19 protein-coding genes are annotated in these 22,249 nt (G+C 66.4%); 7 read left to right on the forward strand and 12 right to left on the reverse strand.

Annotation, left to right across the window (positions count from 1 at the left end; translation table 11 throughout):
- Positions 1 to 5: 5 nt before the first annotated feature.
- The 5 genes from F3I16_RS00325 to tkt form a co-directional block, all read right to left on the reverse strand.
- The gene (locus tag F3I16_RS00325) at positions 6 to 329 is read right to left on the reverse strand and encodes a hypothetical protein (protein ID WP_256670047.1); all 324 of its coding nucleotides are present in this window, start codon (positions 327 to 329) and stop codon (positions 6 to 8) included.
- Positions 330 to 493: 164 nt separating this feature from the next.
- A complete protein-coding gene (gene fba, locus F3I16_RS00330; protein ID WP_160078062.1) occupies positions 494 to 1,558 on the reverse strand; it encodes a class II fructose-bisphosphate aldolase in 1,065 nt (354 codons plus the stop codon).
- Positions 1,559 to 1,638: 80 nt separating this feature from the next.
- Positions 1,639 to 2,802 carry a phosphoglycerate kinase gene (locus F3I16_RS00335; protein ID WP_160491813.1) on the reverse strand — a complete coding sequence of 388 codons (1,164 nt, stop codon included), beginning with the start codon at positions 2,800 to 2,802 and terminating at the stop codon, positions 1,639 to 1,641.
- 2 nt (positions 2,803 to 2,804) lie between these two features.
- Positions 2,805 to 3,890: an erythrose-4-phosphate dehydrogenase gene (gene epd / locus F3I16_RS00340; protein WP_160491814.1), complete on the reverse strand. Its 1,086-nt coding sequence runs from the start codon at positions 3,888 to 3,890 to the stop codon at positions 2,805 to 2,807.
- Between the two features lie 119 nt (positions 3,891 to 4,009).
- Complete coding sequence (gene tkt, locus F3I16_RS00345; RefSeq protein WP_160491815.1) at positions 4,010 to 6,010, reverse strand: transketolase; 2,001 nt, start codon at positions 6,008 to 6,010, stop codon at positions 4,010 to 4,012.
- Between the two features lie 189 nt (positions 6,011 to 6,199).
- Here tkt and F3I16_RS00350 point away from each other — a divergent pair, with 189 nt between their 5' ends.
- Together F3I16_RS00350 and metK are read left to right on the forward strand one after the other, a co-directional pair.
- A complete protein-coding gene (locus tag F3I16_RS00350; protein ID WP_160491816.1) occupies positions 6,200 to 7,207 on the forward strand; it encodes a metalloregulator ArsR/SmtB family transcription factor in 1,008 nt (335 codons plus the stop codon).
- A 9-nt stretch (positions 7,208 to 7,216) separates the two neighbouring features.
- A complete protein-coding gene (gene metK, locus F3I16_RS00355) occupies positions 7,217 to 8,407 on the forward strand; it encodes a methionine adenosyltransferase (protein WP_160491817.1) in 1,191 nt (396 codons plus the stop codon).
- A 167-nt stretch (positions 8,408 to 8,574) separates the two neighbouring features.
- Here the strand turns inward: metK and F3I16_RS00360 are convergent, their stop codons facing one another.
- Genes F3I16_RS00360 through ompR form a run of 3 tightly spaced genes read right to left on the reverse strand, consistent with a single transcriptional unit; the run spans position 8,575 to position 11,051 of the window.
- A complete protein-coding gene (locus F3I16_RS00360) occupies positions 8,575 to 9,888 on the reverse strand; it encodes an ATP-binding protein (protein ID WP_160491818.1) in 1,314 nt (437 codons plus the stop codon).
- 3 nt (positions 9,889 to 9,891) lie between these two features.
- Positions 9,892 to 10,323 carry a hypothetical protein gene (locus F3I16_RS00365; RefSeq protein ID WP_160491819.1) on the reverse strand — a complete coding sequence of 144 codons (432 nt, stop codon included), beginning with the start codon at positions 10,321 to 10,323 and terminating at the stop codon, positions 9,892 to 9,894.
- Entirely contained in the window at positions 10,320 to 11,051 is a 732-nt protein-coding gene (ompR, locus tag F3I16_RS00370) for a two-component system response regulator OmpR (RefSeq protein WP_160491820.1), read from the reverse strand. Before ompR ends, F3I16_RS00365 begins: the two co-directional genes overlap by 4 nt.
- Before the next feature lie 182 nt (positions 11,052 to 11,233).
- Between ompR and F3I16_RS00375 the strand changes: the two genes are divergently transcribed.
- The 4 genes from F3I16_RS00375 to rmf all read left to right on the forward strand — a co-directional run bounded on the left by F3I16_RS00375 (position 11,234) and on the right by rmf (position 16,068).
- Positions 11,234 to 13,567 (forward strand): Tex family protein, encoded by a 2,334-nt coding sequence (locus F3I16_RS00375; protein ID WP_160491821.1) that lies wholly within the window; start codon positions 11,234 to 11,236, stop codon positions 13,565 to 13,567.
- A 3-nt stretch (positions 13,568 to 13,570) separates the two neighbouring features.
- Positions 13,571 to 13,957, forward strand: a complete 387-nt coding sequence (locus F3I16_RS00380) for a PaaI family thioesterase (RefSeq protein ID WP_160491822.1) — start codon at positions 13,571 to 13,573, stop codon at positions 13,955 to 13,957.
- A gap of 169 nt (positions 13,958 to 14,126) precedes the next feature.
- Positions 14,127 to 15,713 carry a glutamate--cysteine ligase gene (gene gshA / locus F3I16_RS00385; RefSeq protein ID WP_160491823.1) on the forward strand — a complete coding sequence of 529 codons (1,587 nt, stop codon included), beginning with the start codon at positions 14,127 to 14,129 and terminating at the stop codon, positions 15,711 to 15,713.
- Positions 15,714 to 15,858: 145 nt separating this feature from the next.
- Positions 15,859 to 16,068, forward strand: a complete 210-nt coding sequence (rmf, locus tag F3I16_RS00390; RefSeq protein ID WP_160491824.1) for a ribosome modulation factor — start codon at positions 15,859 to 15,861, stop codon at positions 16,066 to 16,068.
- A gap of 69 nt (positions 16,069 to 16,137) precedes the next feature.
- On the opposite strand, the gene argA is transcribed toward rmf, so the two are convergent.
- From argA to F3I16_RS00410, 4 genes are all read right to left on the reverse strand, one after another.
- The gene (gene argA, locus F3I16_RS00395) at positions 16,138 to 17,436 is read right to left on the reverse strand and encodes an amino-acid N-acetyltransferase (protein ID WP_160491825.1); all 1,299 of its coding nucleotides are present in this window, start codon (positions 17,434 to 17,436) and stop codon (positions 16,138 to 16,140) included.
- A 108-nt stretch (positions 17,437 to 17,544) separates the two neighbouring features.
- Entirely contained in the window at positions 17,545 to 18,693 is a 1,149-nt protein-coding gene (argE, locus tag F3I16_RS00400) for an acetylornithine deacetylase (protein WP_160491826.1), read from the reverse strand.
- Between the two features lie 63 nt (positions 18,694 to 18,756).
- On the reverse strand, positions 18,757 to 20,022 hold the full coding sequence (locus F3I16_RS00405; protein ID WP_160491827.1) for an inorganic phosphate transporter: 1,266 nt from the start codon (positions 20,020 to 20,022) through the stop codon (positions 18,757 to 18,759).
- Between the two features lie 37 nt (positions 20,023 to 20,059).
- A complete protein-coding gene (locus F3I16_RS00410) occupies positions 20,060 to 20,737 on the reverse strand; it encodes a TIGR00153 family protein (protein WP_160491828.1) in 678 nt (225 codons plus the stop codon).
- 115 nt (positions 20,738 to 20,852) lie between these two features.
- Between F3I16_RS00410 and F3I16_RS00415 the strand changes: the two genes are divergently transcribed.
- Positions 20,853 to 22,217, forward strand: a complete 1,365-nt coding sequence (locus tag F3I16_RS00415) for an inorganic triphosphatase (RefSeq protein ID WP_160491829.1) — start codon at positions 20,853 to 20,855, stop codon at positions 22,215 to 22,217.
- Positions 22,218 to 22,249 lie beyond the last annotated feature (32 nt).

Here is a 22,249-nt window from a genome sequence, read left to right on the forward strand (position 1 = left end):
CCCCGTCATTTCCCCACGGGTTTGGACAAGTCACCTGGCTGGCCAGCCAGATAGTCGCGATAGACCTGCAACAACTGCGCAGCGCTGTAGCGACAGCGTGGCACCTGGCACTCGGCATTGAAGTCGAAGCGCCCGCTCATGGGTTCGGCCAGGCGGATATAGATCGCCGGCCACTCGCTCCGCGGCGCATCCGCCGGGGTGAACAGCAGGCGCTCCCTGCGTTGCACCAGGGCGCCGCCGGCGGCGGCATAGTCGAAGACGAACAGCAGGCTGCGCGAAGTCTTGGTGGTGCATTCGGCCTGGCTCAGGCACTGCTGCGGATCGGTCACCAGCGGCGTGGCTACTGGCGCAGGAGCAACAACAGCGGGCTGCTGGGCGCAGCCGACGAGCACAAGCACGGCCGCGCAGAGTGTGCCTCGAACGATAGACGGCATTAGCTTTCCCCCGATAAACAAAAGCCCCGCAGAGCGGGGCTTTCGGTGCAGCAGGTGGCTTAGTTGACCTTGGCGGTCAGCTCACCCTTGGCATAGCGCTGGAACATGCCTTCCAGGGAGATCGGTTTGATCTTGGAGGCGTTGCCGGCGGTGCCGAAGGCTTCGTAGCGGGCGATGCAGATGTCGCGCATGGCGGTGACGGTGGCGCCGAAGAACTTGCGCGGGTCGAACTCGCTCGGGTTGGTGGCCATCAGGCGACGCATGGCACCGGTGGACGCCAGGCGCAGGTCGGTGTCGATGTTGACCTTGCGCACGCCGTACTTGATGCCTTCGACGATTTCCTCGACCGGCACGCCGTAGGTTTCTTTGATGTCGCCGCCGTACTGGTTGATGATCGCCAGCCACTCCTGTGGCACCGAGGAGGAGCCGTGCATCACCAGGTGGGTGTTGGGGATGCGCTTGTGGATTTCCTTGATGCGGTCGATGGCGAGGATGTCACCGGTCGGCGGCTTGGTGAACTTGTAGGCGCCGTGGCTGGTGCCGATGGCGATAGCCAGGGCATCGACCTGGGTGCGTTTGACGAAGTCGGCGGCTTCTTCCGGGTCGGTCAGCATCTGGCTGTGATCGAGCACGCCTTCGGCGCCGACGCCGTCTTCTTCGCCGGCCATGCCGGTTTCCAGGCTGCCCAGGCAACCCAGCTCACCTTCCACCGACACGCCGCAGGCGTGGGCGAATGCCACGGTCTGCTGGGTGACGCGGACGTTGTAGTCGTAGTCGGCCGGGGTCTTGCCGTCTTCTTTCAGCGAGCCGTCCATCATCACCGAGCTGAAGCCCAGCTGGATCGAGCGCTGGCAGACGTCCGGGCTGGTGCCGTGGTCCTGGTGCATGCACACCGGGATATGCGGGAATTCTTCGATGGCGGCCAGGATCAGGTGGCGCAGGAACGGCGCCCCGGCGTATTTGCGGGCACCGGCGGAAGCCTGGACGATCACCGGGGAATCGGTCTTGTCGGCCGCTTCCATGATCGCGCGCATCTGCTCGAGGTTGTTGACGTTGAAGGCCGGCACGCCGTAGCCGAATTCGGCGGCGTGGTCGAGCATCTGGCGCATGCTGATAAGTGCCATGGTGTTCTTTCTCCCGGTGGGGCTCGTTAATCGTGCAAGCCTGCCGCAGGGGCAGGCGCTATTCAAGTATTCGGGGCCACTCAGGCCTTGGCGCGTTGTTCCAGCACTTCCACGGCCGGCAGCACCTTGCCCTCGACGAACTCGAGGAACGCGCCACCACCGGTGGAGATATAGCTGATCTGCGCGCCGACGCCGTATTTGTCGATGGCGGCCAGGGTGTCACCACCGCCGGCGATGGAGAACGCCGGGCTTTCGGCGATGGCCTGGGCCAGGACCTTGGTGCCGTTGCCGAATTGGTCGAATTCGAACACGCCGACCGGGCCGTTCCACAGGATGGTCTTCGACGACTTCAGCAGCTCGGCGAACTGCGCAGCAGTTTGCGGGCCAATGTCGAGGATCATGTCGTCCTCAGCCACGTCGGCGACCAGCTTGATGGTCGCCTCGGCGTCTTCGGCGAAGACCTTGGCCACCACCACGTCGACCGGCAGCGGCACGCTGACCTTGGCCGCGATGGCCTTGGCGGTGTCGATCAGGTCGGCCTCGTACAGCGACTTGCCGACCGGAAAACCGGCGGCGGCGAGGAAGGTGTTGGCGATGCCGCCACCGACGATCAGCTGGTCGCAGATCTGGCTGAGGCTGTTGAGCACGTCGAGCTTGGTCGACACCTTGGAGCCGGCGACGATCGCCGCCATCGGCTTGGCCGGGTTACCCAGGGCCTTGCCCAAGGCGTCCAGCTCGGCCGCCAGCAGCGGGCCGGCACAAGCGACCTTGGCGAACTTGGCCACGCCGTGGGTCGAGCCCTCGGCGCGGTGGGCGGTGCCGAAGGCGTCCATGACGAACACGTCGCACAGGGCGGCGTATTGCTGGGCCAGTTCGTCGGCGTTTTTCTTCTCACCCTTGTTGAAGCGCACGTTCTCGAACAGCACGACCTGGCCCGGCTGCACGTCGACGCCACCCAGGTAGTCGGCCACCAGCGGCACGTCACGACCGAGGGCCTTGCTCAGGTAGGCAGCCACCGGCGCCAGGCTGTTCTCTGCGCTGAACTCGCCCTCGGTCGGACGACCCAGGTGCGAGCAAACCATGACTGCCGCGCCTTTCTCCAGGGCCAGCTTGATGGTCGGCAGGGAGGCGAGGATGCGCGCGTCGCTCTTCACCACGCCGTCTTTTACCGGGACGTTGAGGTCTTCGCGGATCAGCACGCGCTTACCGGCGAGGTCGAGGTCGGTCATCTTCAAAACGGTCATGGTCAGTCCTTCACAAGGGGCTGGTTAATGGCTGTCTGTTCGGTGGAACAGGTGGAAACGTCGAGGAAATGTTGAGCAACGTCGAGCATGCGGTTGGCAAAGCCCCACTCGTTGTCGAACCAGGCGAGCAGATTGACCAGGCGCGGGCCGGACACACGGGTCTGGCTGCCGTCGACAATCGCCGAATGGGCATCGTGGTTGAAATCGCAGCTAGCGTGGGGCAGTTCGGTGTAGGCCAACAGACCCTGCAGCGGGCCACTGCTGGCGGCTTCGCGCAACACCCGGTTGATCTCTTCGGCACTGGTGTCACGGGCGGTCTGCAGGGTGATATCCAGGCAGGACACATTGACCGTCGGCACACGAATGGCTTTGGCCTGGATGCGCCCGGTCAGTTCCGGCAGCAGGCGCTCGATACCGCGGGCCAGACCGGTGGATACCGGAATCACCGACTGGAAGGCCGAGCGCGTGCGGCGCAGGTCTTCATGGTGGTAGGCGTCAATCACCGGCTGGTCGTTCATCGCCGAGTGGATGGTGGTGATCGACACATATTCGATCCCCACCGTCTCATTCAGCAGCTTGAGCAACGGCACCCCACAGTTGGTGGTACAGGAGGCGTTCGACACCAGCTTCTCGGTACCGCTCAGGCAGGCCTGATTGACCCCGAACACCACGGTGGCGTCGATATCCGCTTCGCTGGCCATTGGCTGGGAGAACAGCACCCGCGGCGCACCCGCAGCGAGGAAGCGCTCAGCATCGGCGCGGCTGTGGTAGACACCGGAGCATTCCAGCACCAGGTCGATATCCAGCGCGGCCCAGTCGATGGCCTCGGGCGTGGCCTGGCGCAGCACCTTCACGCAGTTGCCGTTGATATGCAGGCAGTCGCCGTCGACCTGCACCTCGCCGGGGAAGCGGCCGTGGGTGGAGTCGAAGCGGGTCAGGTATTCGATGCTGGCCTGGTCGGCCAGGTCGTTCAACGCGACGATCTCGAAACCGGCCGCGGCGCCGCGCTCATGCAAGGCACGCAGCACGCAACGACCGATGCGGCCGTAGCCGTTGAGGGCGACTTTATAGAGGCGAGCGTTGGGCATGAACTCTCTCGATAGCGTGGCAGCCCCCTCTCCCATTTATGGGAGAGGGCTGGGGAGAGGGCCGTGGCAGCCACAACCCTCTCCCCCTGCCCCTCTCCCGCAAGCGGGAGAGGGGTGGCTTAGGCGTCCAGCAGTTCGGCGGCGGTTTCCAGGAGGTTGTCGACGGTGAAGCCGAACTCCTCGAACAGCGCCGGTGCCGGGGCGGACTCACCGAAGGTGGTCATGCCGATGATGCGCCCTTCCAGGCCCACGTACTTGTACCAGTAGTCCGCGTGCGAGGCCTCGATGGCGATGCGCGCGCCAACCTGCAACGGCAGCACGGCCTGCTTGTAGGCGGCGTCCTGCTGGTCGAACACGGAGGTCGACGGCATGGAGACGACGCGGACCTTTTTGCCCTGCTCGCTCAGCTTGTCATAGGCCTGCACGGCCAGACCGACTTCCGAACCGGTGGCGATCAGGATCAGCTCCGGCTCCCCATTGCAGTCCTTGAGCACGTAGGCGCCGCGGGCCACGTCGGCCAGTTGCTGGGCATCGCGGGCTTGGTGCGGCAGGTTCTGCCGGCTGAAGATCAGCGCGGACGGGCCGTCGGCGCGCTCGATGGCGTATTTCCAGGCCACTGCGGATTCCACCGCATCGGCCGGGCGCCAGGTGTCCAGGTTCGGCGTGCCGCGCAGGCTGGCCAGCTGCTCGATCGGCTGGTGGGTCGGGCCGTCTTCACCGAGGCCGATGGAGTCGTGGGTGAACACGTACAGCACGCGCTGCTTCATCAGTGCGGACATGCGCACGGCGTTACGGGCGTATTCCATGAAGATCAGGAAGGTCGCGCCGTAGGGGATGAAACCACCGTGCAGGGCCACGCCGTTCATGATCGCGCTCATGCCGAACTCGCGCACGCCATAGAACATGTAGTTGCCGGAAGCGTCTTCAGCCGACACGCCCTGGCAGCCCTTCCACAGCGTCAGGTTGGAGCCGGCCAGGTCGGCCGAGCCACCGAGGAATTCCGGCAGCAGCGGGCCGAAGGCATTCAGCGCGTTCTGGCTGGCCTTGCGGCTGGCGATGGTTTCGCCCTTCTCGGCGACGTCCTTGATATAGGCAGCGGCCTTCTCGGCGAAGTCGGCCGGCAGCTCACCGGCAACCCGGCGCTTGAACTCGGCAGCCAGCTCGGGATGGGCGGCGGCGTAGGCGGCGAACTTGTCGTTCCAGGCGGCTTCGCGGGCGGCGCCGGCTTCCTTGGCGTCCCACTCGGCGTAGATCTCCGCCGGGATCTCGAACGGGCCGTGGTTCCAGCCGAGCTGGGCGCGGGTGGCGGCGATCTCGTCGTTGCCCAGCGGGGCGCCGTGGCACTCTTCCTTGCCGCCCTTGTTCGGCGAACCGAAGCCGATCACGGTCTTGCAGCAGATCAGGGTCGGCCGGTCGCTGGACTTGCGCGCGGTCTCGATGGCGGTCTTGATCTCGTCGGCATCGTGGCCGTCGACGTTGCGGATCACCTGCCAGCCGTAGGCTTCGAAGCGTGCCGGGGTGTCGTCGGTGAACCAGCCGTGCACTTCGCCGTCGATGGAGATGCCGTTGTCGTCGTAGAAGGCGATCAGCTTGCCCAGGCCGAGGGTGCCGGCCAGCGAGCAGACCTCATGGCTGATGCCTTCCATCATGCAGCCGTCGCCGAGGAAGGCGTAGGTGAAGTGGTCGACGATGGCGTGGCCGTCACGGTTGAACTGCGCGCCCAGGACCTTCTCGGCGAGGGCGAAACCGACGGCGTTGGCGATGCCCTGGCCAAGCGGGCCGGTGGTGGTCTCAACGCCCGGGGTGTAGCCGTATTCCGGGTGGCCCGGGGTGCGGCTGTGCAGCTGGCGGAACTGCTTGAGGTCGTCGATGCCCAGGTCGTAGCCGGTCAGGTGCAGCAGCGAGTAGATCAGCATCGAGCCGTGGCCGTTGGACAGCACGAAGCGGTCGCGGTCGGCCCAGTTCGGGTTGCTCGGGTTGTGCTGCAGGTAGTCGCGCCACAGCACTTCGGCGATGTCCGCCATGCCCATGGGGGCACCCGGGTGGCCGCTGTTGGCTTTCTGCACGGCATCCATGCTGAGGGCACGAATGGCATTGGCACGCTCACGACGGCTGGGCATCGCTGATCTCCTGGACGGACTGTTACTTAATGAAAGGGCGGAAAAAGGCGCGCATTTTCGCCCAGCCAGGCGCTGCGGGGCAATGAAAGATCGACGAAAGCTGCCGGCCGATCTGCCCAGACATCAATATCAAAAAGTTTTGATATTGATGTTGCTGGATGAAAAGTGACCGACTAGACTGCCGCCCCTATGAATATGCGCGTGCCGCAACTGCGTTTCGAGCCAGCCGATGAGCTCGCCGCCCTGTGCAAGGCCGGCGGTGATCCGCTGCGCCTGAACGTGCTGCGCGCGCTGGCCAACGACTCGTTCGGTGTGCTGGAGCTGGCGCAGATCTTCGCCATCGGCCAGTCGGGCATGAGCCACCACCTCAAGGTGCTGGCCCAGGCCGGCCTGGTGGCCACCCGCCGCGAAGGCAATGCGATCTTCTACCGCCGCGCCCTGCCGCACAGCGAACTGCTCGGCGGCACCCTGCATGGCGCGCTGCTGGCGGAGGTCGACGAGCTGCAACTGCCCGCCGAGGTGCAGGCGCGCATCGCCGCCGTGCACGCCCAGCGCGCCGCCGCCAGCCGCGACTTCTTCGCCAAGACTGCGGACAAGTTCCAGGCCCAGCAGGACCTGATCGCCGGCCTGCCGCAGTACCGCGACAGCGTGCTGGCCCTGCTCGATGCGCTGGGCTTCGCCACTGGCGCCACGGCGCTGGAAGTCGGCCCCGGCGATGGCGGCTTCCTGCCCGAACTGGCGCGCCGCTTCCATCACGTGACTGCGCTGGACAACAGTGCGGCGATGCTGGAACTGGCACGCCAGCGCTGCGCGCAAGAACAACTGGGCAATGTTGAGCTGCAGCTCGCCGATGCCCTGAACGACGAAATCGGCGCCGCCGACTGCGTGGTGGTGAACATGGTCCTGCACCATTTCGCCGCCCCGGCCGAGGCACTGAAGCAGCTGGCGCGCTTGGTCAAACCGGCCGGCAGTCTGCTGATCACCGAGTTGTGCAGCCATGACCAGAGTTGGGCCAGGACGGCCTGCGGCGATCTCTGGCTTGGCTTCGAACAGGAAGATCTGGCCCGCTGGGCCGATGCCGCGGGGCTCACGCCCGGCGAGAGCCTCTATGTGGGCCTCAAGAACGGCTTTCAGATTCAGGTACGGCACTTCGCCAAGCCGGATGCGAAGCAAACCCGCCAAACCAGGTACGAATAGGATTTTGAAATGAGCGAATACTCCCTGTTTACCTCCGAGTCCGTGTCCGAAGGCCATCCGGACAAGATCGCCGACCAGATTTCCGATGCCGTCCTCGACGCCATCATCGCCCAGGACAAACACGCCCGCGTGGCCGTGGAAACCCTGGTCAAGACCGGTGTGGCCATCGTCGCCGGTGAAGTCACCACCAGCGCCTGGGTCGACCTGGAACAGATCGTCCGCGACGTGATCTGTGATATCGGCTACACCAACTCCGACGTCGGCTTCGACGGCGCCACCTGCGGCGTGCTGAACATCATTGGCAAGCAGTCCCCGGACATCAACCAGGGCGTCGACCGCGCCAAGCCGGAAGACCAGGGTGCCGGCGACCAGGGCCTGATGTTCGGCTACGCCAGCAACGAAACCGACGTACTGATGCCGGCGCCGATCCGCCTGTCCCACGCCCTGGTCGAGCGCCAGGCCGAAGCGCGCAAGTCCGGCCTGCTGCCGTGGCTGCGCCCGGACGCCAAGAGCCAGGTCACCTGCCAGTACGAGAACGGCAAAGTAGTCGGTATCGACGCCGTGGTGCTGTCCACCCAGCACAACCCGGAGGTCTCGCTGCCCGACCTGCGCGAAGCGGTGATGGAGCTGATCATCAAGCACACCCTGCCGGCCGAGCTGCTGCACAAGGGCACCCAGTTCCACATCAACCCGACCGGCAACTTCGTCATCGGCGGCCCGGTGGGTGACTGCGGCCTGACCGGGCGCAAGATCATCGTCGACTCCTACGGCGGCATGGCCCGTCACGGCGGTGGCGCCTTCTCCGGCAAGGACCCATCCAAGGTTGACCGTTCGGCGGCCTACGCTGGCCGCTACGTGGCGAAGAACATTGTCGCCGCCGGCCTGGCCGACCGCTGCGAAATCCAGGTTTCCTACGCCATCGGCGTGGCCCAGCCGACCTCGATCTCGATCAACACCTTCGGCACCCACAAGATCGCCGAAGACAAGATCATCCAGCTGGTGCGCGAAGTGTTCGACCTGCGTCCGTACGCCATCACCAAGATGCTCGACCTGCTGCACCCGATGTACCGCGCCACCGCGGCCTACGGCCACTTCGGCCGTACCCCTGAGGAAGTGACCGTCGGTGACGACAGCTTCACCACCTTCACCTGGGAAAAGACCGACAAGGTTGCCGACCTGCGCGCTGCCGCCGGCCTGTAAGCCTTGCCGCAATGCAAAAAGCCCCGCCTAGTGCGGGGCTTTTTGTTGGCTATGTACCCCTGCAACCAGCATCAAGCTTTAGTAGGAGCAGATTGATCCGCGATAAACAGGTCACTCAGAGCAGGCCCTGATCGCGAATGAATTCGCTCCCACAAAAGCCCAATAGCTCAGGCCGCATCCCGTGGCAGCAGCAACCCCAGCGGCAGACAGATGCGCGCCTCCAGGCCGCCGCCGGAGCGGTTGCGCAGCTCGACGCTGCCGCCGTGCAGGGCGGCGATGCGCTTGACGATGGCCAGGCCAAGGCCGCTGCCCTTGCCGCCACGGGCGCGGTCGCCGCGGATGAAGGGGTTGAACAGTTCGCCGCGCTCGGCCGGGTCGATGCCCGGGCCCCGGTCCAGCACGCTGAGCACCACGTAGGGCGCGCTGTGGTCGCCGGAGACATAGGCGGCCACTTCGACGCCGTGGCCGCCATAGCGCAGGGCGTTCTCCAGCAGGTTGGCCAGCAGGCGCTTGATCGAGATGCGCCGCAGCGGGAACGGCGGCACCGCCTCCAGGCACAGGCGCACCCGCTCCTGCTGCTGGTTGTAGGGCGCCACCACCTCGCAGATCAGTTCGCCGAGGTCGGTCGTCTCCAGCTTTTCGTCGCGGCCGTCGCGGATAAAGGCGAGGAACTGGTCGAGGATCGCGTCCATGTCCTCGATGTCGCGGACCATGTCCTCGGTCAGCTCCGAGTCGCTGTCCAGCAGCTCCAGCGACAGACGCAGGCGGGTCAGCGGCGTGCGCAGGTCATGGGAGACCCCGGCCAGCATCAGCTCGCGCTCGCGGGCGGCCTGCTCGACGCCCTCGGCCATCTGGTTGAAGGCGCGGTAGACCTCGGTCATCTCGCTCGGCGTATCACTGACCGGCAGGCGCACGCTGCGCCCCTGGCCGAGCTGGCGGGCGGCGAACACCAGGCGTTTGAGCGGCGCATTGAGCTGACGGACGAAGATCCACGCCGCCGCAGTGGACAGCAGGCCGATGCCGAGGAACCAGCCGAGCACGCTCCAGATTTTCTGCCCGCGCAGCGGATGCGGGTACAGCGGCACCTTGGTCCAGCCGTCGCCCAGGCTCGGCGCACGCACCCATAGCGCCGGCGGGCTCTTGACCCGTACCCGCACCTCGGTGTCCGGACCCAGCTCGGCCTGCATCTGGCGCAGGAAGATTTCCGAGTAGGGCCAGTGCTGCTCGGTCGGCGGCACCTGCTCGGCGGCCACCTGCTCCAGGGTCGCCGCCGCGGCGATATGCCCGCGATCCGCCGGGTCGGCCGCCCAGTAGGCGCGCAGGGTCAGCGCCGCGCCGTGACTGTACTGGCGATCGACCAGCACATCCTCGTTCATCATCAGGTAGACCAGGGTCAGCGCCTTGGAAAACAGCACGACCACCAGCACCAGCCAGAGAGTGCGGGCGAAGAAGCTTTGCGGGAACCAGAGCGGGGTTTTCATGGATCAGACCGTAGACTGAACAGGGAGCCAGCGCCGCTGCAAAAGTTGCCACAGCCCCTGGCCAAGCAGAGACAGCGCGCAACCGGCAGCAGAGCAGAACATCAGGAGCGCCCAGCGGTAAGGATGGGCCCAGGAACCAAAGGGATTGCCCTGCAGCGTGAACAGCACAGCGAAGACCAGCCAGGCCAGCGCGGCCAGCCTCATCCGCCTGGCAGGCCAGCGTAACGCGGCGACGTTTTGCAGCAGCGTCAGGAAGACAAAGACATAGAACGCGAGATGTACCGTGATGCCCCAACTGACGCCGCCACGCAGGGTTCGCCCGTGCGCCACGGCCATGGATACGGCAGTTTCATGCAGATACGCGAACAGCAGAATGGCGGCAGCACTGACCAACAAAGCCTGCAGACCGCCGGTTAGAAGCACGCGCCATGTCACTTGCTGCCATCCGGCACGAACACGTAACCCACGCCCCACACCGTCTGGATATAGCGCGGCTTGGACGGGTCCGGCTCGATCAGGCGGCGCAGACGGGAGATCTGCACGTCGATGGAGCGCTCCAGGGCGTCCCACTCGCGGCCACGGGCCAGGTTCATCAGCTTGTCGCGGGTCAGCGGCTCGCGGGCGTGCTGGACCAGGGCCTTGAGCACGGCGAACTCGCCGGTGGTGAGCATGTGTACCTCGTCACCCTTCTTCAGCTCGCGGGTGGCCAGGGACAGCTCGTACTCGCCGAAGCTGACGCTGGCGTCCTCGCTGCCCGGTGCGCCCGGCACCACCGGCGCCTGGCGGCGCAGCACGGCCTTGATCCGCGCCAGCAGTTCGCGCGGATTGAACGGCTTGGCCAGGTAGTCGTCGGCGCCCTGCTCCAGGCCCTGGATGCGGCTGGCCTCGTCGCCCTTGGCGGTGAGCATGATGATCGGCAGCTGGTTGTTCGCCGCGCGCAGGCGGCCGCAGGCGGACAGGCCGTCCTCGCCGGGCAGCATGAGGTCGAGCACCAGCAGCTGGAACAGCTCGCGGGCCAGCAGGCGGTCCATCTGCTCGACGTTTTCCACCGCGCGCACCCGGTAGCCCTGCTCGCTGAGAAAGCGCTCCAGCAGGCGACGCAGGCCGGGATCGTCGTCGACGATGAGGATCTTTTCGCCTTCCGGCGCAGCAGCAGTGCTCATGGCAACTCCCCAGTAAACAGTGGCGGCATTATGGCGCAAGCGCGGTGCGCGCCGCTCCGGCCATTGTTAGCAGATTTTTCCCGAGCGGCTGCCCATGCCGGCAAAACTCGGTGGTTATAATGCGCCGCTTTGCGGTCGGCTCGGCCGGCCGCCGTTACCGCGCAGTTTTGTCAGGTAGGTGTATGGACAGCATTAACAAGCGTATCGCCGCAGAACTCGGCGTTCTCCCGCAACAGGTCGCCGCCGCCGTGGCGCTGCTCGACGAAGGCTCCACCGTGCCCTTCATCGCCCGCTACCGCAAAGAGGTGACCGGCAGCCTGGACGACACCCAGCTGCGCAACCTGGAAGAGCGCCTGCGCTACCTGCGCGAACTGGACGAGCGGCGCACGGCGATCCTCGCCAGCATCGAGGAACAGGGCAAGCTGACCCCCGAGCTGGCCCGCGAGATCAACCTGGCCGACACCAAGACGCGCCTGGAAGACCTCTACCTGCCGTACAAGCAGAAGCGCCGCACCAAGGGCCAGATCGCCCTGGAAGCCGGCCTCGGCGAACTGGCCGACGGCCTGTTCAACGACCCGACGCTCAATCCCGAAGAACAGGCCGCGCGCTTCGTCGACGCCGAGAAAGGCTTCGCCGACGTCAAGGCCGTGCTGGAAGGCGCCAAGTACATCCTCATGGAGCGCTTCGCCGAGGACGCCACCCTGCTCGAGCGCCTGCGCGCCTTCCTCAAGGACAACGCCACCCTCAGCGCCCGCGTGGTCGCCGGCAAGGAGGCCGAAGGCGCCAAGTTCAGCGACTACTTCGAGCACGACGAGCCGCTCAAGAGCATGCCGTCGCACCGTGCCCTGGCGATCTTCCGCGGGCGCAACGAGGGCATCCTCGGCGCCAGCCTCAAGGTCGGCGACGAGGCGCCGGGCAGCATGCACCCGTGCGAGGCGATGATCGGCGAGCGCTTCGCCATCGACAACCGCGGCCGCGCCGCCGACAAGTGGCTGGGCGAGGTGGTGCGCTGGACCTGGAAGGTCAAGCTCTACACCCACCTGGAGACCGACCTGTTCGGCGAGCTGCGCGAGAAGTCCGAAGACGACGCCATCGGCGTGTTCGCCCGCAACCTGCACGACCTGCTGCTGGCCGCCCCGGCCGGCCCGCGCGCCACCCTGGGCCTGGACCCGGGCCTGCGCACCGGCTGCAAGGTGGCCGTGGTCGACGCCACCGGCAAGCTGCTGGATACCGCCACCGTCTACCCGCACGTGCCGCACAACCGCTGGGACGAGACCCTGGCGATCCTCGGCAAGCTGTGCGCCAAGCACAACGTCGACCTGATCGCCATCGGCAACGGCACCGCCAGCCGCGAGACCGACAAGCTGGCCATCGAGCTGATCAAGCTGCTGCCGCCCCTGCAGATGACCAAGATCATGGTCAGCGAGGCCGGCGCCTCGGTGTACTCGGCCTCCGAACTGGCGGCCAGGGAATTTCCGGATCTCGATGTGTCCCTGCGCGGCGCCGTGAGCATCGCCCGCCGCCTGCAGGACCCGCTGGCCGAGCTGGTGAAGATCGACCCGAAGTCCATCGGTGTCGGCCAGTACCAGCACGACGTGTCCCAGCTCAAGCTGGCGCGCAGCCTGGATGCGGTGGTGGAAGACTGCGTGAACGCCGTCGGCGTGGACGTCAACACCGCCTCCGCCGCCCTGCTGGCGCGCATCTCCGGGCTCAACGCGACCCTGGCGCAGAACATCGTCGCCCACCGCGACGCTCACGGCGCGTTCAAGACCCGCGACGCGCTCAAGCAGGTGCCGCGCCTGGGCGAGAAGACCTACGTGCTGGCCGCCGGCTTCCTCCGCGTGATGAACGGCGACAACCCGCTGGACGCCTCCGCCGTGCACCCGGAAACCTACCCGCTGGTGCAGCGCATCGCCCAGGCGACTTCCCGCGATATCCGTTCGCTGATCGGCGACTCGGCCTTCCTGCGCCGCCTCGACCCGGCTAAATTCACCGACGAACAGTTCGGCCTGCCGACCGTCACTGACATCCTCAAGGAACTCGACAAGCCCGGCCGCGACCCGCGCCCGGAGTTCAAGACCGCCGAGTTCCAGGAAGGCGTCGAGACCCTCAAGGATCTCAAGCCGGGCATGGTGCTGGAAGGCGTGGTGACCAACGTCACCAACTTCGGCGCCTTCGTCGACATCGGCGTGCACCAGGACGGCCTGGTACATATCTCGGCGCTGTCGGAGAAGTTCGTCAAGGACCCGTACGAGGTGGTCAAGGCCGGCGACATCGTCAAGGTCAAGGTCATGGAAGTGGACATCCCGCGCGCCCGCGTCGGCCTGTCCATGCGCATGAGCGACACCCCCGGCGAGAAGGTCGACGGCCCGCGCGGCGCGCGTCCCGGCAATGGCGGGCAGAGCCGCGGCGGCAACCCGCCGCGCAGCGAGCGCCACTCCAGCCAGGACAAGCCGGCCCCGGCCAATGCCGGCATGGCCGCGCTGTTCGCCAACGCCAAGAACCTGAGGAAGTAACCCATGAGCAGCACCTCACCCGTCGGCCAGGACAGCAACTTCAGCAAGCTGCTCGGCATGACCATAGACCGGGCCGAGAACGGCGAGTCGCAAGTACGCATGAGCATGCAGGAGCACCTGCTCAACCTGCACGGGCGCATGCACGGCGGCGCGCTGTTCTCGCTGATCGACACCGCCCTCGGCCAGGCCAGCCACAGCCTGTTCGGCGGCGAGGCCGGCAGCATGACCCTGGAATGCAAGGTCAACTACATCCGCGCGGTCGATCAGGGCGAGATCGTCTGCACCGCCCGTGTGCTCAATGCCGGGCGCAAGGTGCACGTGCTGGAAGCGCGGGTGCAGCAGGGCGACAAGCTGATCGCCACCGCCCAGGCCACCTTCATCTGCAAGTAGGCCGTCAGCCCCCGGCGGCCGCGTGCCCGCACGCGCCGCCACCCCCACGCCGAACGACTGTGCCCCCTGCCCGGCCCATCCGCGCAGACAGTCGTCGCGCCTTCCCCCCTTGTAGAGTGCGCAGTCCACCCCCATATTTGGGCGACTCACGCGTGAAGGAACCCCGAACTTGAGCGATCTCCTCTCCCGCCGCCTGGCCCTGCTTGGCGACGCCGCCGTCCTGCCCCTGTTGACCCAGTGTCTGCACGGCATCGAGCGCGAATGCCTGCGCGTCACGGCCAGCGGCGAACTGGCCCAGAGCGGCCACCCGCGCACTCTCGGTTCGGCCCTGACCCACCCGCAGATCACCACCGACTATTCCGAGGCCCTGCTGGAGTTCATCACCCCGGCCGAGCCCGACCCGGCGACCACCCTGGCCGACCTCGAACAGATCCACCGTTTCGCCTACAGCAAGCTGCAGGGCGAATACCTGTGGAGCCCGTCGATGCCCGGCCTGCTGCCGGACGAGGCGGACATTCCCATCGCCCGCTACGGCAACTCCAACATCGGCCGCCTCAAGTACGTCTACCGCCAGGGCCTGGCCCTGCGCTACGGCAAGACCATGCAGTGCATCGCCGGCATCCACTACAACTTCAGCCTGCCGGAACGGCTCTGGCCGCTGCTGCAGCAACTGGACGGCGACAGCGGCGCGCTGCGCGACTACCAGTCGGCGCGCTACATCGCCCTGATCCGCAACTTCCGCCGCTACAGCTGGCTGCTGATGTACCTGTTCGGCGCCTCGCCGGCGCTCGACCGCAGCTTCCTGCGCGAGCACCCGCACCAGCTGCAGCAACTCGATGAGCAGACCCTCTACCTGCCCTACGCCACCAGCCTGCGCATGAGCGACCTGGGCTACCAGAGCAGCGCCCAGTCCGGCCTGACCCCCTGCTACAACGACCTCGCCAGCTACACCGAGAGCCTGCGCTCGGCGGTAGCCACGCCCTACCCGGCCTACGCCGAGCTGGGCACCAAGAACGCCGCCGGCGAGTGGCAGCAGCTCAACACCAACATCATCCAGATCGAGAACGAGTACTACTCGAGCATCCGCCCCAAGCGCGTGACCCATTCCGGCGAGCGGCCGATCCAGGCGCTGATCGCCCGCGGCGTGCAGTACGTGGAAGTGCGCTGCCTGGACATCAACCCCTACCTGCCGCTGGGCATCGACCTGGACGAGGCGCGTTTCCTCGACGCCTTCATCCTGTTCTGCGCCCTGCAGGACAGCCCGCTGCTGCAGGGCGGCGAATGCCGCAGCTGCACCGAGAACTTCCTCAAGACGGTCAAGGAAGGCCGCCGCCCCGGCCTGCACCTGCAACGCCAGGGGCAGCCGGTGGAACTCAAGGCCTGGGCCACGGAACTGCTGCAAAGCTTCGCGCCGATCAGCCGGCTGCTCGACCAGGCCCATGGCGGCGAGCATTACCAGCAGGCCCTGCAACAGCAACAGGCCAAGGTCGACGACTGCAGACTGACGCCTTCGGCGCGGGTGCTGGCCGAGCTGCGCGAGCGCGGCGAGAGCTTCCGCGCCTTCGCCCTGCGCCACAGCCGGGAACATGCCCAGGCCTTGCGCGCCCAGCCGCTGAGTGCGGCGCAGGTGGCCAGCTTCGAGGCCATGGTCGCCCAGTCGCTGGCCGAGCAGGCCGAGCTGGAAGGCGCCGAGACCGGCGATTTCGACACCTTCGTCGCCGCCTACCAGGCCAGCATTCTCGGCATCGGCGTCTGAAATCAACGACCTGGGTGACGGGCCGGGCCGATTAGGGGCAGCCCGTCACAAATCCGCCATTTGCCGCGCAAACCGGTGATCCAGTTCCTTCCGCCCGGGGCGGCAGACGACTAGCCTTGTGGGAAACCCGCATTGGCCACGCCCGATGACGCCCCCCGAAGACCGCAACAGCGCAGATCGCCACTGGAGCCTGGAAAGCCTGAACAAGGCTTATCAGCAAGGCTACATGGCCGGCCTCACCGGCCAGCCACTGCACCAGCAACCCTACCCCGCCGAGGTCCTGGCCGCGGCCTGGGAAGCCGGCTGGGACGATGGCAACGAGCAGTTCGAGCTGCACAAGCGCCGCAGCGCCTGATTCGCAGCACCCCCGACACCCAGCAAAAGGGCCGCTACTGCGGCCCTTTTGCATTACGCCCAACCCGGCTTACAGGGTCTTCTCGAAGATCTTCGAATTGCGCTGGTAGTTGTACAGCGAGGCCCGCGCCGCCGGCAGGCGCTCGACGCTGCTCGGCTTGAAGCCGCGCTCCTGGAACCAGTGCGCGGTGCGCGTGGTGAGCACGAACAGGGTCTTCAGGCCCTGGGCGCGGGCGCGCTCCTCGATGCGTTCGAGCAGCTCGTCGCCACGCCCGCCATGGCGGTAGTCGGGATTCACCGCCAGGCAGGCCAGCTCGCCGGCGTCCGCGTCGGCGATCTGGTACAGCGCGGCGCAGGCGATGATCAGGCCGTCGCGCTCGACGATGCTGAACTGCTCGATCTCGCGCTCCAGCACCTCGCGCGAGCGGCGCACCAGGATGCCCTGGTCCTCCAGCGGGGTGATCAGGTCGATCAGCCCGCCGACGTCCTCGATGGTCGCCTCGCGCAGCGACTCGAACTGCTCCTGGTCGACCAGGGTGCCGCCACCGTCGCGGGTGAACAGCTCGGTGAGCAGCGCCCCGTTGTCCATGTAGCTGACGATATGGCTGCGCTTGACCCCGCCACGGCAGGCCTGGGCGGCGGCATCCAGCAGCTCGGCCTGGTAGCAGGCGCCGAGCCGCGCCAGGTGCGCCGGCACCTGCTGCGGGCGCAGCTCGCGCACCAGCTTGCCGCTCTCGTCGAGCAGGCCGCGCTCGGCGGAAAACAGCAGCAGCTTGTCGGCCTGCAGGTCGATGGCGGCGCGGGTGGCGACATCCTCGCAGGCCAGGTTGAAGATTTCCCCGGTGGGCGAATAGCCGAGCGACGACAGCAGGACGATGCTGCGCTCGTCGAGCTGGCGGCCGACGCCCTTGCGGTCGACCCGGCGTACTTCGCCGGTGTGGTGGTAGTCGACGCCATCAAGCACGCCGATCGGCCGCGCGGTGACGAAGTTGCCGCCGGTGACGCGCAGGCGCGAGCCCTGCATCGGCGAGGCGGCCATATCCATCGACAACCTGGCTTCTATCGCGATGCGCAGCTGGCCGACGGCGTCGATCACGCACTCCAGGGTCGGCCCGTCGGTGATGCGCAGGTCGCGGTGAAAGCGCGGAGTCAACCCGCGGTCGGCCAGGCGCGCCTCGATCTGCGGACGCGAGCCGTGCACCAGCACCAGGCGCACGCCGAGGCTGTGCAGCAGCACCAGGTCGTGGACGATATTGCCGAAATTCGGGTGGGCAACGCCCTCACCGGGCAGCATGACCACGAAGGTGCAGTCGCGGTGGGCGTTGATATAGGGCGAAGCGTGGCGCAGCCAGTTGACGTAGTCGTGCATGAAGGAGCCTGTGAGCGGTGACGAAACGAGCGATGGTGAGCCTTCCCCGCGTGGGGAAGTAAGAGTCGACTTAACGTCGTCGCAGCAGCATCAGGGCTCCCCTCTAGGTCAGGCCGGTTGCAGGCAGTAGTGGTCGATCAGCTGGCGCAAGATTTTCACGGTGGGTTCGATGCGCGCCAGTTCGAGGAACTCGCCGGGCTGGTGGGCGCAACTGATGTCGCCGGGGCCGAGGACGATGGTCTCGCAACCGAGCTGCTGAAGATAAGGCGCTTCGGTGCCGAATGCCACCGCCTGCGCCGCATGCCCGGTGAGGCGCTCGGCCAGGCGCACCAGCTCGCAGTCGGCGCTCTGCTCGAAAGGCGGCACGTTGGCGAACAGCGGGGCGAAGTCGATCTTGACCTGATGCCGTTCGGCCAGCGGCTGCAGCTTACTGCGGATCGCCGCGCGCAGCTGCTCCGGGTCCATCCCCGGCAGCGGGCGCAGGTCGAACTCCAGCGAGCACTGGCCGCAGATGCGGTTGGGGTTGTCGCCGCCGTGGATGCAGCCGAGGTTGAGGGTCGGTTGCGGCACGCCGAACTGCGGATTGCTGAATTCGCGCTGCCACTGGGCGCGCAGGGCTCGCAGCTCGCCCATGGCGTCCTGCATGGCTTCCAGGGCGCTGTGGCCGAGGCTGGGGTCGGAGGAGTGGCCGCTCTGGCCGAGGATGTCGATGCGCTCCATCATCACCCCCTTGTGCAGGCGGATCGGCTTCAGCCCGGTCGGCTCGCCGATCACCGCGGCGCGGCCCAGCGGCCTGCCGGCCGCGGCCAGGGCACGGGCGCCGGACATCGAGCTTTCCTCGTCGCAGGTGGCCAGCACCAGCAGCGGCTGGCGGAACGGCTGGTCGAGCAGGCCGCGCACGGCCTCGATCACCAGCGGGAAGAAACCCTTCATGTCGCACACGCCGAGACCGATCCAGCGGTCGCCCTGTTCGGTCAGCTTGAGCGGATCGCTGCGCCATAACGCCGCATCGAAGGGCACCGTGTCGCTGTGCCCGGCCAGCACCAGGCCGCCCGGACCGCTGCCATAGCTGGCCAGCAGATTGGCCTTGCCTGGCGCCACATCCTGGATTTCGCAGGTGAAGCCGAGCTCGGCGAGCCAGCTGGCCAGCAGGTCGATCACGGCACGGTTGGACTGGTCCCAGTGCGGCTGGGTGCAACTCACCGAGGGCGCGGCAATCAGCGCGGCGAACTGGTCTTGCAGGGAGGGAAGCGACATCGGCGTTCTCCGCAGGGGATGGCCCATGATAGGGCCATCGCCGCCGCGGAAGAAACCTGCCGTTTAGAGGAAGATGCCGCGCAGGATGAAGAAGAACAGGATCGACAGACCCGCACCGACCGGCAGGGTGATGATCCAGGACATGAAGATCGAGCCGATCACGCCCAGGTTCAGGGCACCGATGCCGCGGGCGATGCCGATGCCCAGCACCGCACCGACCAGGGTATGGGTGGTGGACACCGGCAGGCCGATGGCCGAAGCGCCGACCACGGTGGAAGCGGTGGCCAGCTCGGCGGCGAAACCGCGGCTCGGGGTCAGCTCGGTGATTTCCTTGCCGATGGTGGCGATCACCTTGTAGCCGTAGGTGGCCAGGCCGATGACGATGCCGATGGCGCCGAGCAACAGTACCCAGCCCGGTACGGCGGACTTGGCGGCGATCTCCGCAGTGCCGTTGGACTGGATCACGCCGACGATGGCGGCCAGCGGGCCGACGGCGTTGGCCACGTCGTTGGCGCCGTGGGCGAAGGCCATGGAGCAGGCAGTGAAGATCATCAGCACGGCGAACACGCGCTCGACGCTGGCGAAGTGGAAGGCCTTGTCGGCCTCCACATCAATCTTGATCCGGCTGAGGATGGCGATACCGAGCAGCATCACCAGACCGCCGACACCAATCGACAGCAACAGGCTCTCTGTCGAGGAGAGATTCAGGCCGATGTGCTTGAGCCCCTTGGACAGAGTCATGATCGACACCATGAAACCGGTGAGGAACATGTAGAACGGCACGAAACGCTTGGCGTTCTGGAACGGGTTGTCGGTATTGATGATCAGCGCCTGCACGCTCATGAACAGGCCGAAAGCCACCAGACCGGAAAGGAAAGGGGTCACCACCCAGCTGGCGACGATCGGGCCGACCGAGGCCCAATGCACGGCATCGACCGACACGCCGACGGCGGCAAAGCCGATCACCGCACCAATGATGGAATGGGTGGTGGAGACCGGCCAACCCTTATGGGTCGCGATCATCAGCCAGGTGCCGGCGGCCAGCAGCGCCGACATCATGCCCAGCACCATCAGATCCGGGCTGATCGCCTCGGCATCGACGATGCCGTTCTTGATCGTCTCGGTGACTTCACCACCGGCCAGGTAGGCACCGCAGAACTCGAAGACCATGGCGATGATGATCGCCTGCTTGATGGTCAGCGCCCGCGAGCCCACCGAGGTGCCCATGGCGTTGGCCACGTCGTTGGCGCCCACGCCCCAGGCCATGAAGAAGCCGAAACAGCAGGCGAGTACCAGGAGTACGAAACCGTAATCCGCAATCAGAGACATAAATAGTTACCTGTAATCCCAGAAAGGATACTGGCGCTTAACGCGCCAGCAGTTGTTCCAGTCGGTTGCCCACACGCTGGGCACGGTCGGCGACATCGCCGACCCAATCGATGATCTGGTAGAGGAACATCACATCCACGGCGGGCATGTCCTTCTCCAGTTTGAACAGGGCGCGGCGCACCTCGATCTGCAGGCGGTCGGTATCGTCTTCGATATCGTCCAGCTCCTCGACCAGGGTCTCCACCAGCTTGGCTTCGCGGCCGCTGAAGCCGGCTTCGAGCAGTTCGTCCAGCTCGTTCATCGCCTTCAGCGCCTGGGCGCTGGCATCGACGGTGCGCTGCACGAAGGTGCGGATCAGCGGCTGCAGGTCCTGGTGAATGGCCATCTCGCGGCCGAGCATCAGCCCGGCGATGTCCTTGGCGCGATTGGCGACTTTGTCCTGTACACTCAGCAGCTCAAGCAAGTCCGAACGCGGCACCGGCAGAAACAGGCTTTTCGGCAGGTTCAGCCGCACACTCTTCTTGAGTTTGTCGGCCTCTTTTTCCAGCTGCACCATGACCTGCTGGACTTCAGCCACTTTCGCCCAGTCCTGCGCCATCACTGCCTCGAAGAACGGCACCAGATTGGCCGCACACTCATGCGCCTTGGCGATGTGCTGCTGCATCGGACCAATCGGCGAACGGCCGAACAGGCTGACAAAGGGATTGGTAGGCATAGGGTTTACCCCGGTTGGGAAAAAAGGCCGCAAGTATAGGGAGCCCTCGACCGGCAAGCCAGCACGAGTCATCGGACTGCAATACTTTTCATGATAGGCACCGGAAATCCGCACCATGCACAAAGAAACCGAAATCAAGCTGCGCGTCAGCCGCGAAACCCTGGCCGCCCTGCGTGATCATCCGCTGCTGAAGAAACGCAACAAGTCCGGCTGGCAGACCTGCGAGCTGTTCAACCAGTACTTCGACACCCCCGAGCGCGACCTGGCCCAGGCCAAGGTCGCCCTGCGCCTGCGCCGCGACGGCGAGCAGTTCATCCAGACCCTGAAGACCCGCGGGCAGAGCGTGGCCGGGCTGTCCGAACGCAACGAGTGGGACTGGTACCTGGCCAAGGCCAAGCTGGACACCAAGAAGCTCGACGACCAGTGCTGGCCGGCCAGCCTGGCCGAGCTGGACAAGAAGCAGCTGAAGCCGCTCTTCAGCACCGACTTCGTCCGCCAGAAGGCCGAGATCGCCTGGGGCCGCGGCAAGGCCAAGGTGGTCATCGAGGCGGCCCTGGACCTGGGCAAGGTGATCGCCGGCGAAGGCGAGGAGGAAATCTGCGAGCTGGAACTGGAGCTGCGCGAAGGCGATCCGGCCGCCCTGCTGGAGCTGGCCGCCGAGTTGGCCGCCGACCTGCCGCTGATGCCCTGCGACATCAGCAAGGCCGAGCGCGGCTACCGCCTGTTCGACTCGGCCAGCTACAGCCTGAGCCTGCCGGCGCCGGAGCTGAACGCCGAACAGAGCCTGGACGAGGCCTTCTGCGCCCTCGCCTGGTACCTGCTGGGCAGCAGCCAGCGCCTGGCCGAGCAATACCGCTTCAACGGCCACTGGAAGCTGCTGGCGCAATGGCTGGAGAAACTGGTGGAACTGCGCGCCCTGCTCGGCAGCCTCGGCCAGGCCGCTCCGCGCGCCTCCAGCAGCGCCCTGCGCGAGGCCCTGGATGGCCTGCTCGACGACTGGCGCCCGCGCCTGCTGGCCGGCCAGAGCGACGACAGCCTGCGCAAGAATGCCCCGGCGCTGTTCGCCGCCGAACTGCAGGGCAACCGCTGGGGCCTGTTCTCGCTGAACCTGTCGCGCTGGCTGCTGGCGCGCAGCTGGACGGTGGAGCGCAACAACCGTGGCAATCGCCAGGGCGCCGCCGTACTGGGCAACTGGCTGCCGCACCTGCTCGCCGAGGAAGGCGCGGCGCTGCAGCTCAAGCGCTACCAGCAGCAGCCGGAAGACCTCGCCGAGCAGCTGCCGCGCATCGAGCGCATCCAGGCCTGGCTGCACCTGGCGCGGCAGATTCTCGAGGTGGCGGAAGTCGATCGCCTGTACGGCGAGCTGTGCAAGCTGCACGAGCTGGCCCTGCAGCCGCTGGATGCCGAGGTGTTGGCCGCGCGGGTGGCGCAGGCTCATACTGTGGCCACGCTCAAACCCTGGAAGCTGCTGGTGCAATAAGCTGGCAGGCTGGCAGATCACCACAAAGGGAA

The sequence above is a fragment of the Pseudomonas sp. L-22-4S-12 genome, assembly GCF_009799935.1.
GTDB lineage: Bacteria > Pseudomonadota > Gammaproteobacteria > Pseudomonadales > Pseudomonadaceae > Aquipseudomonas.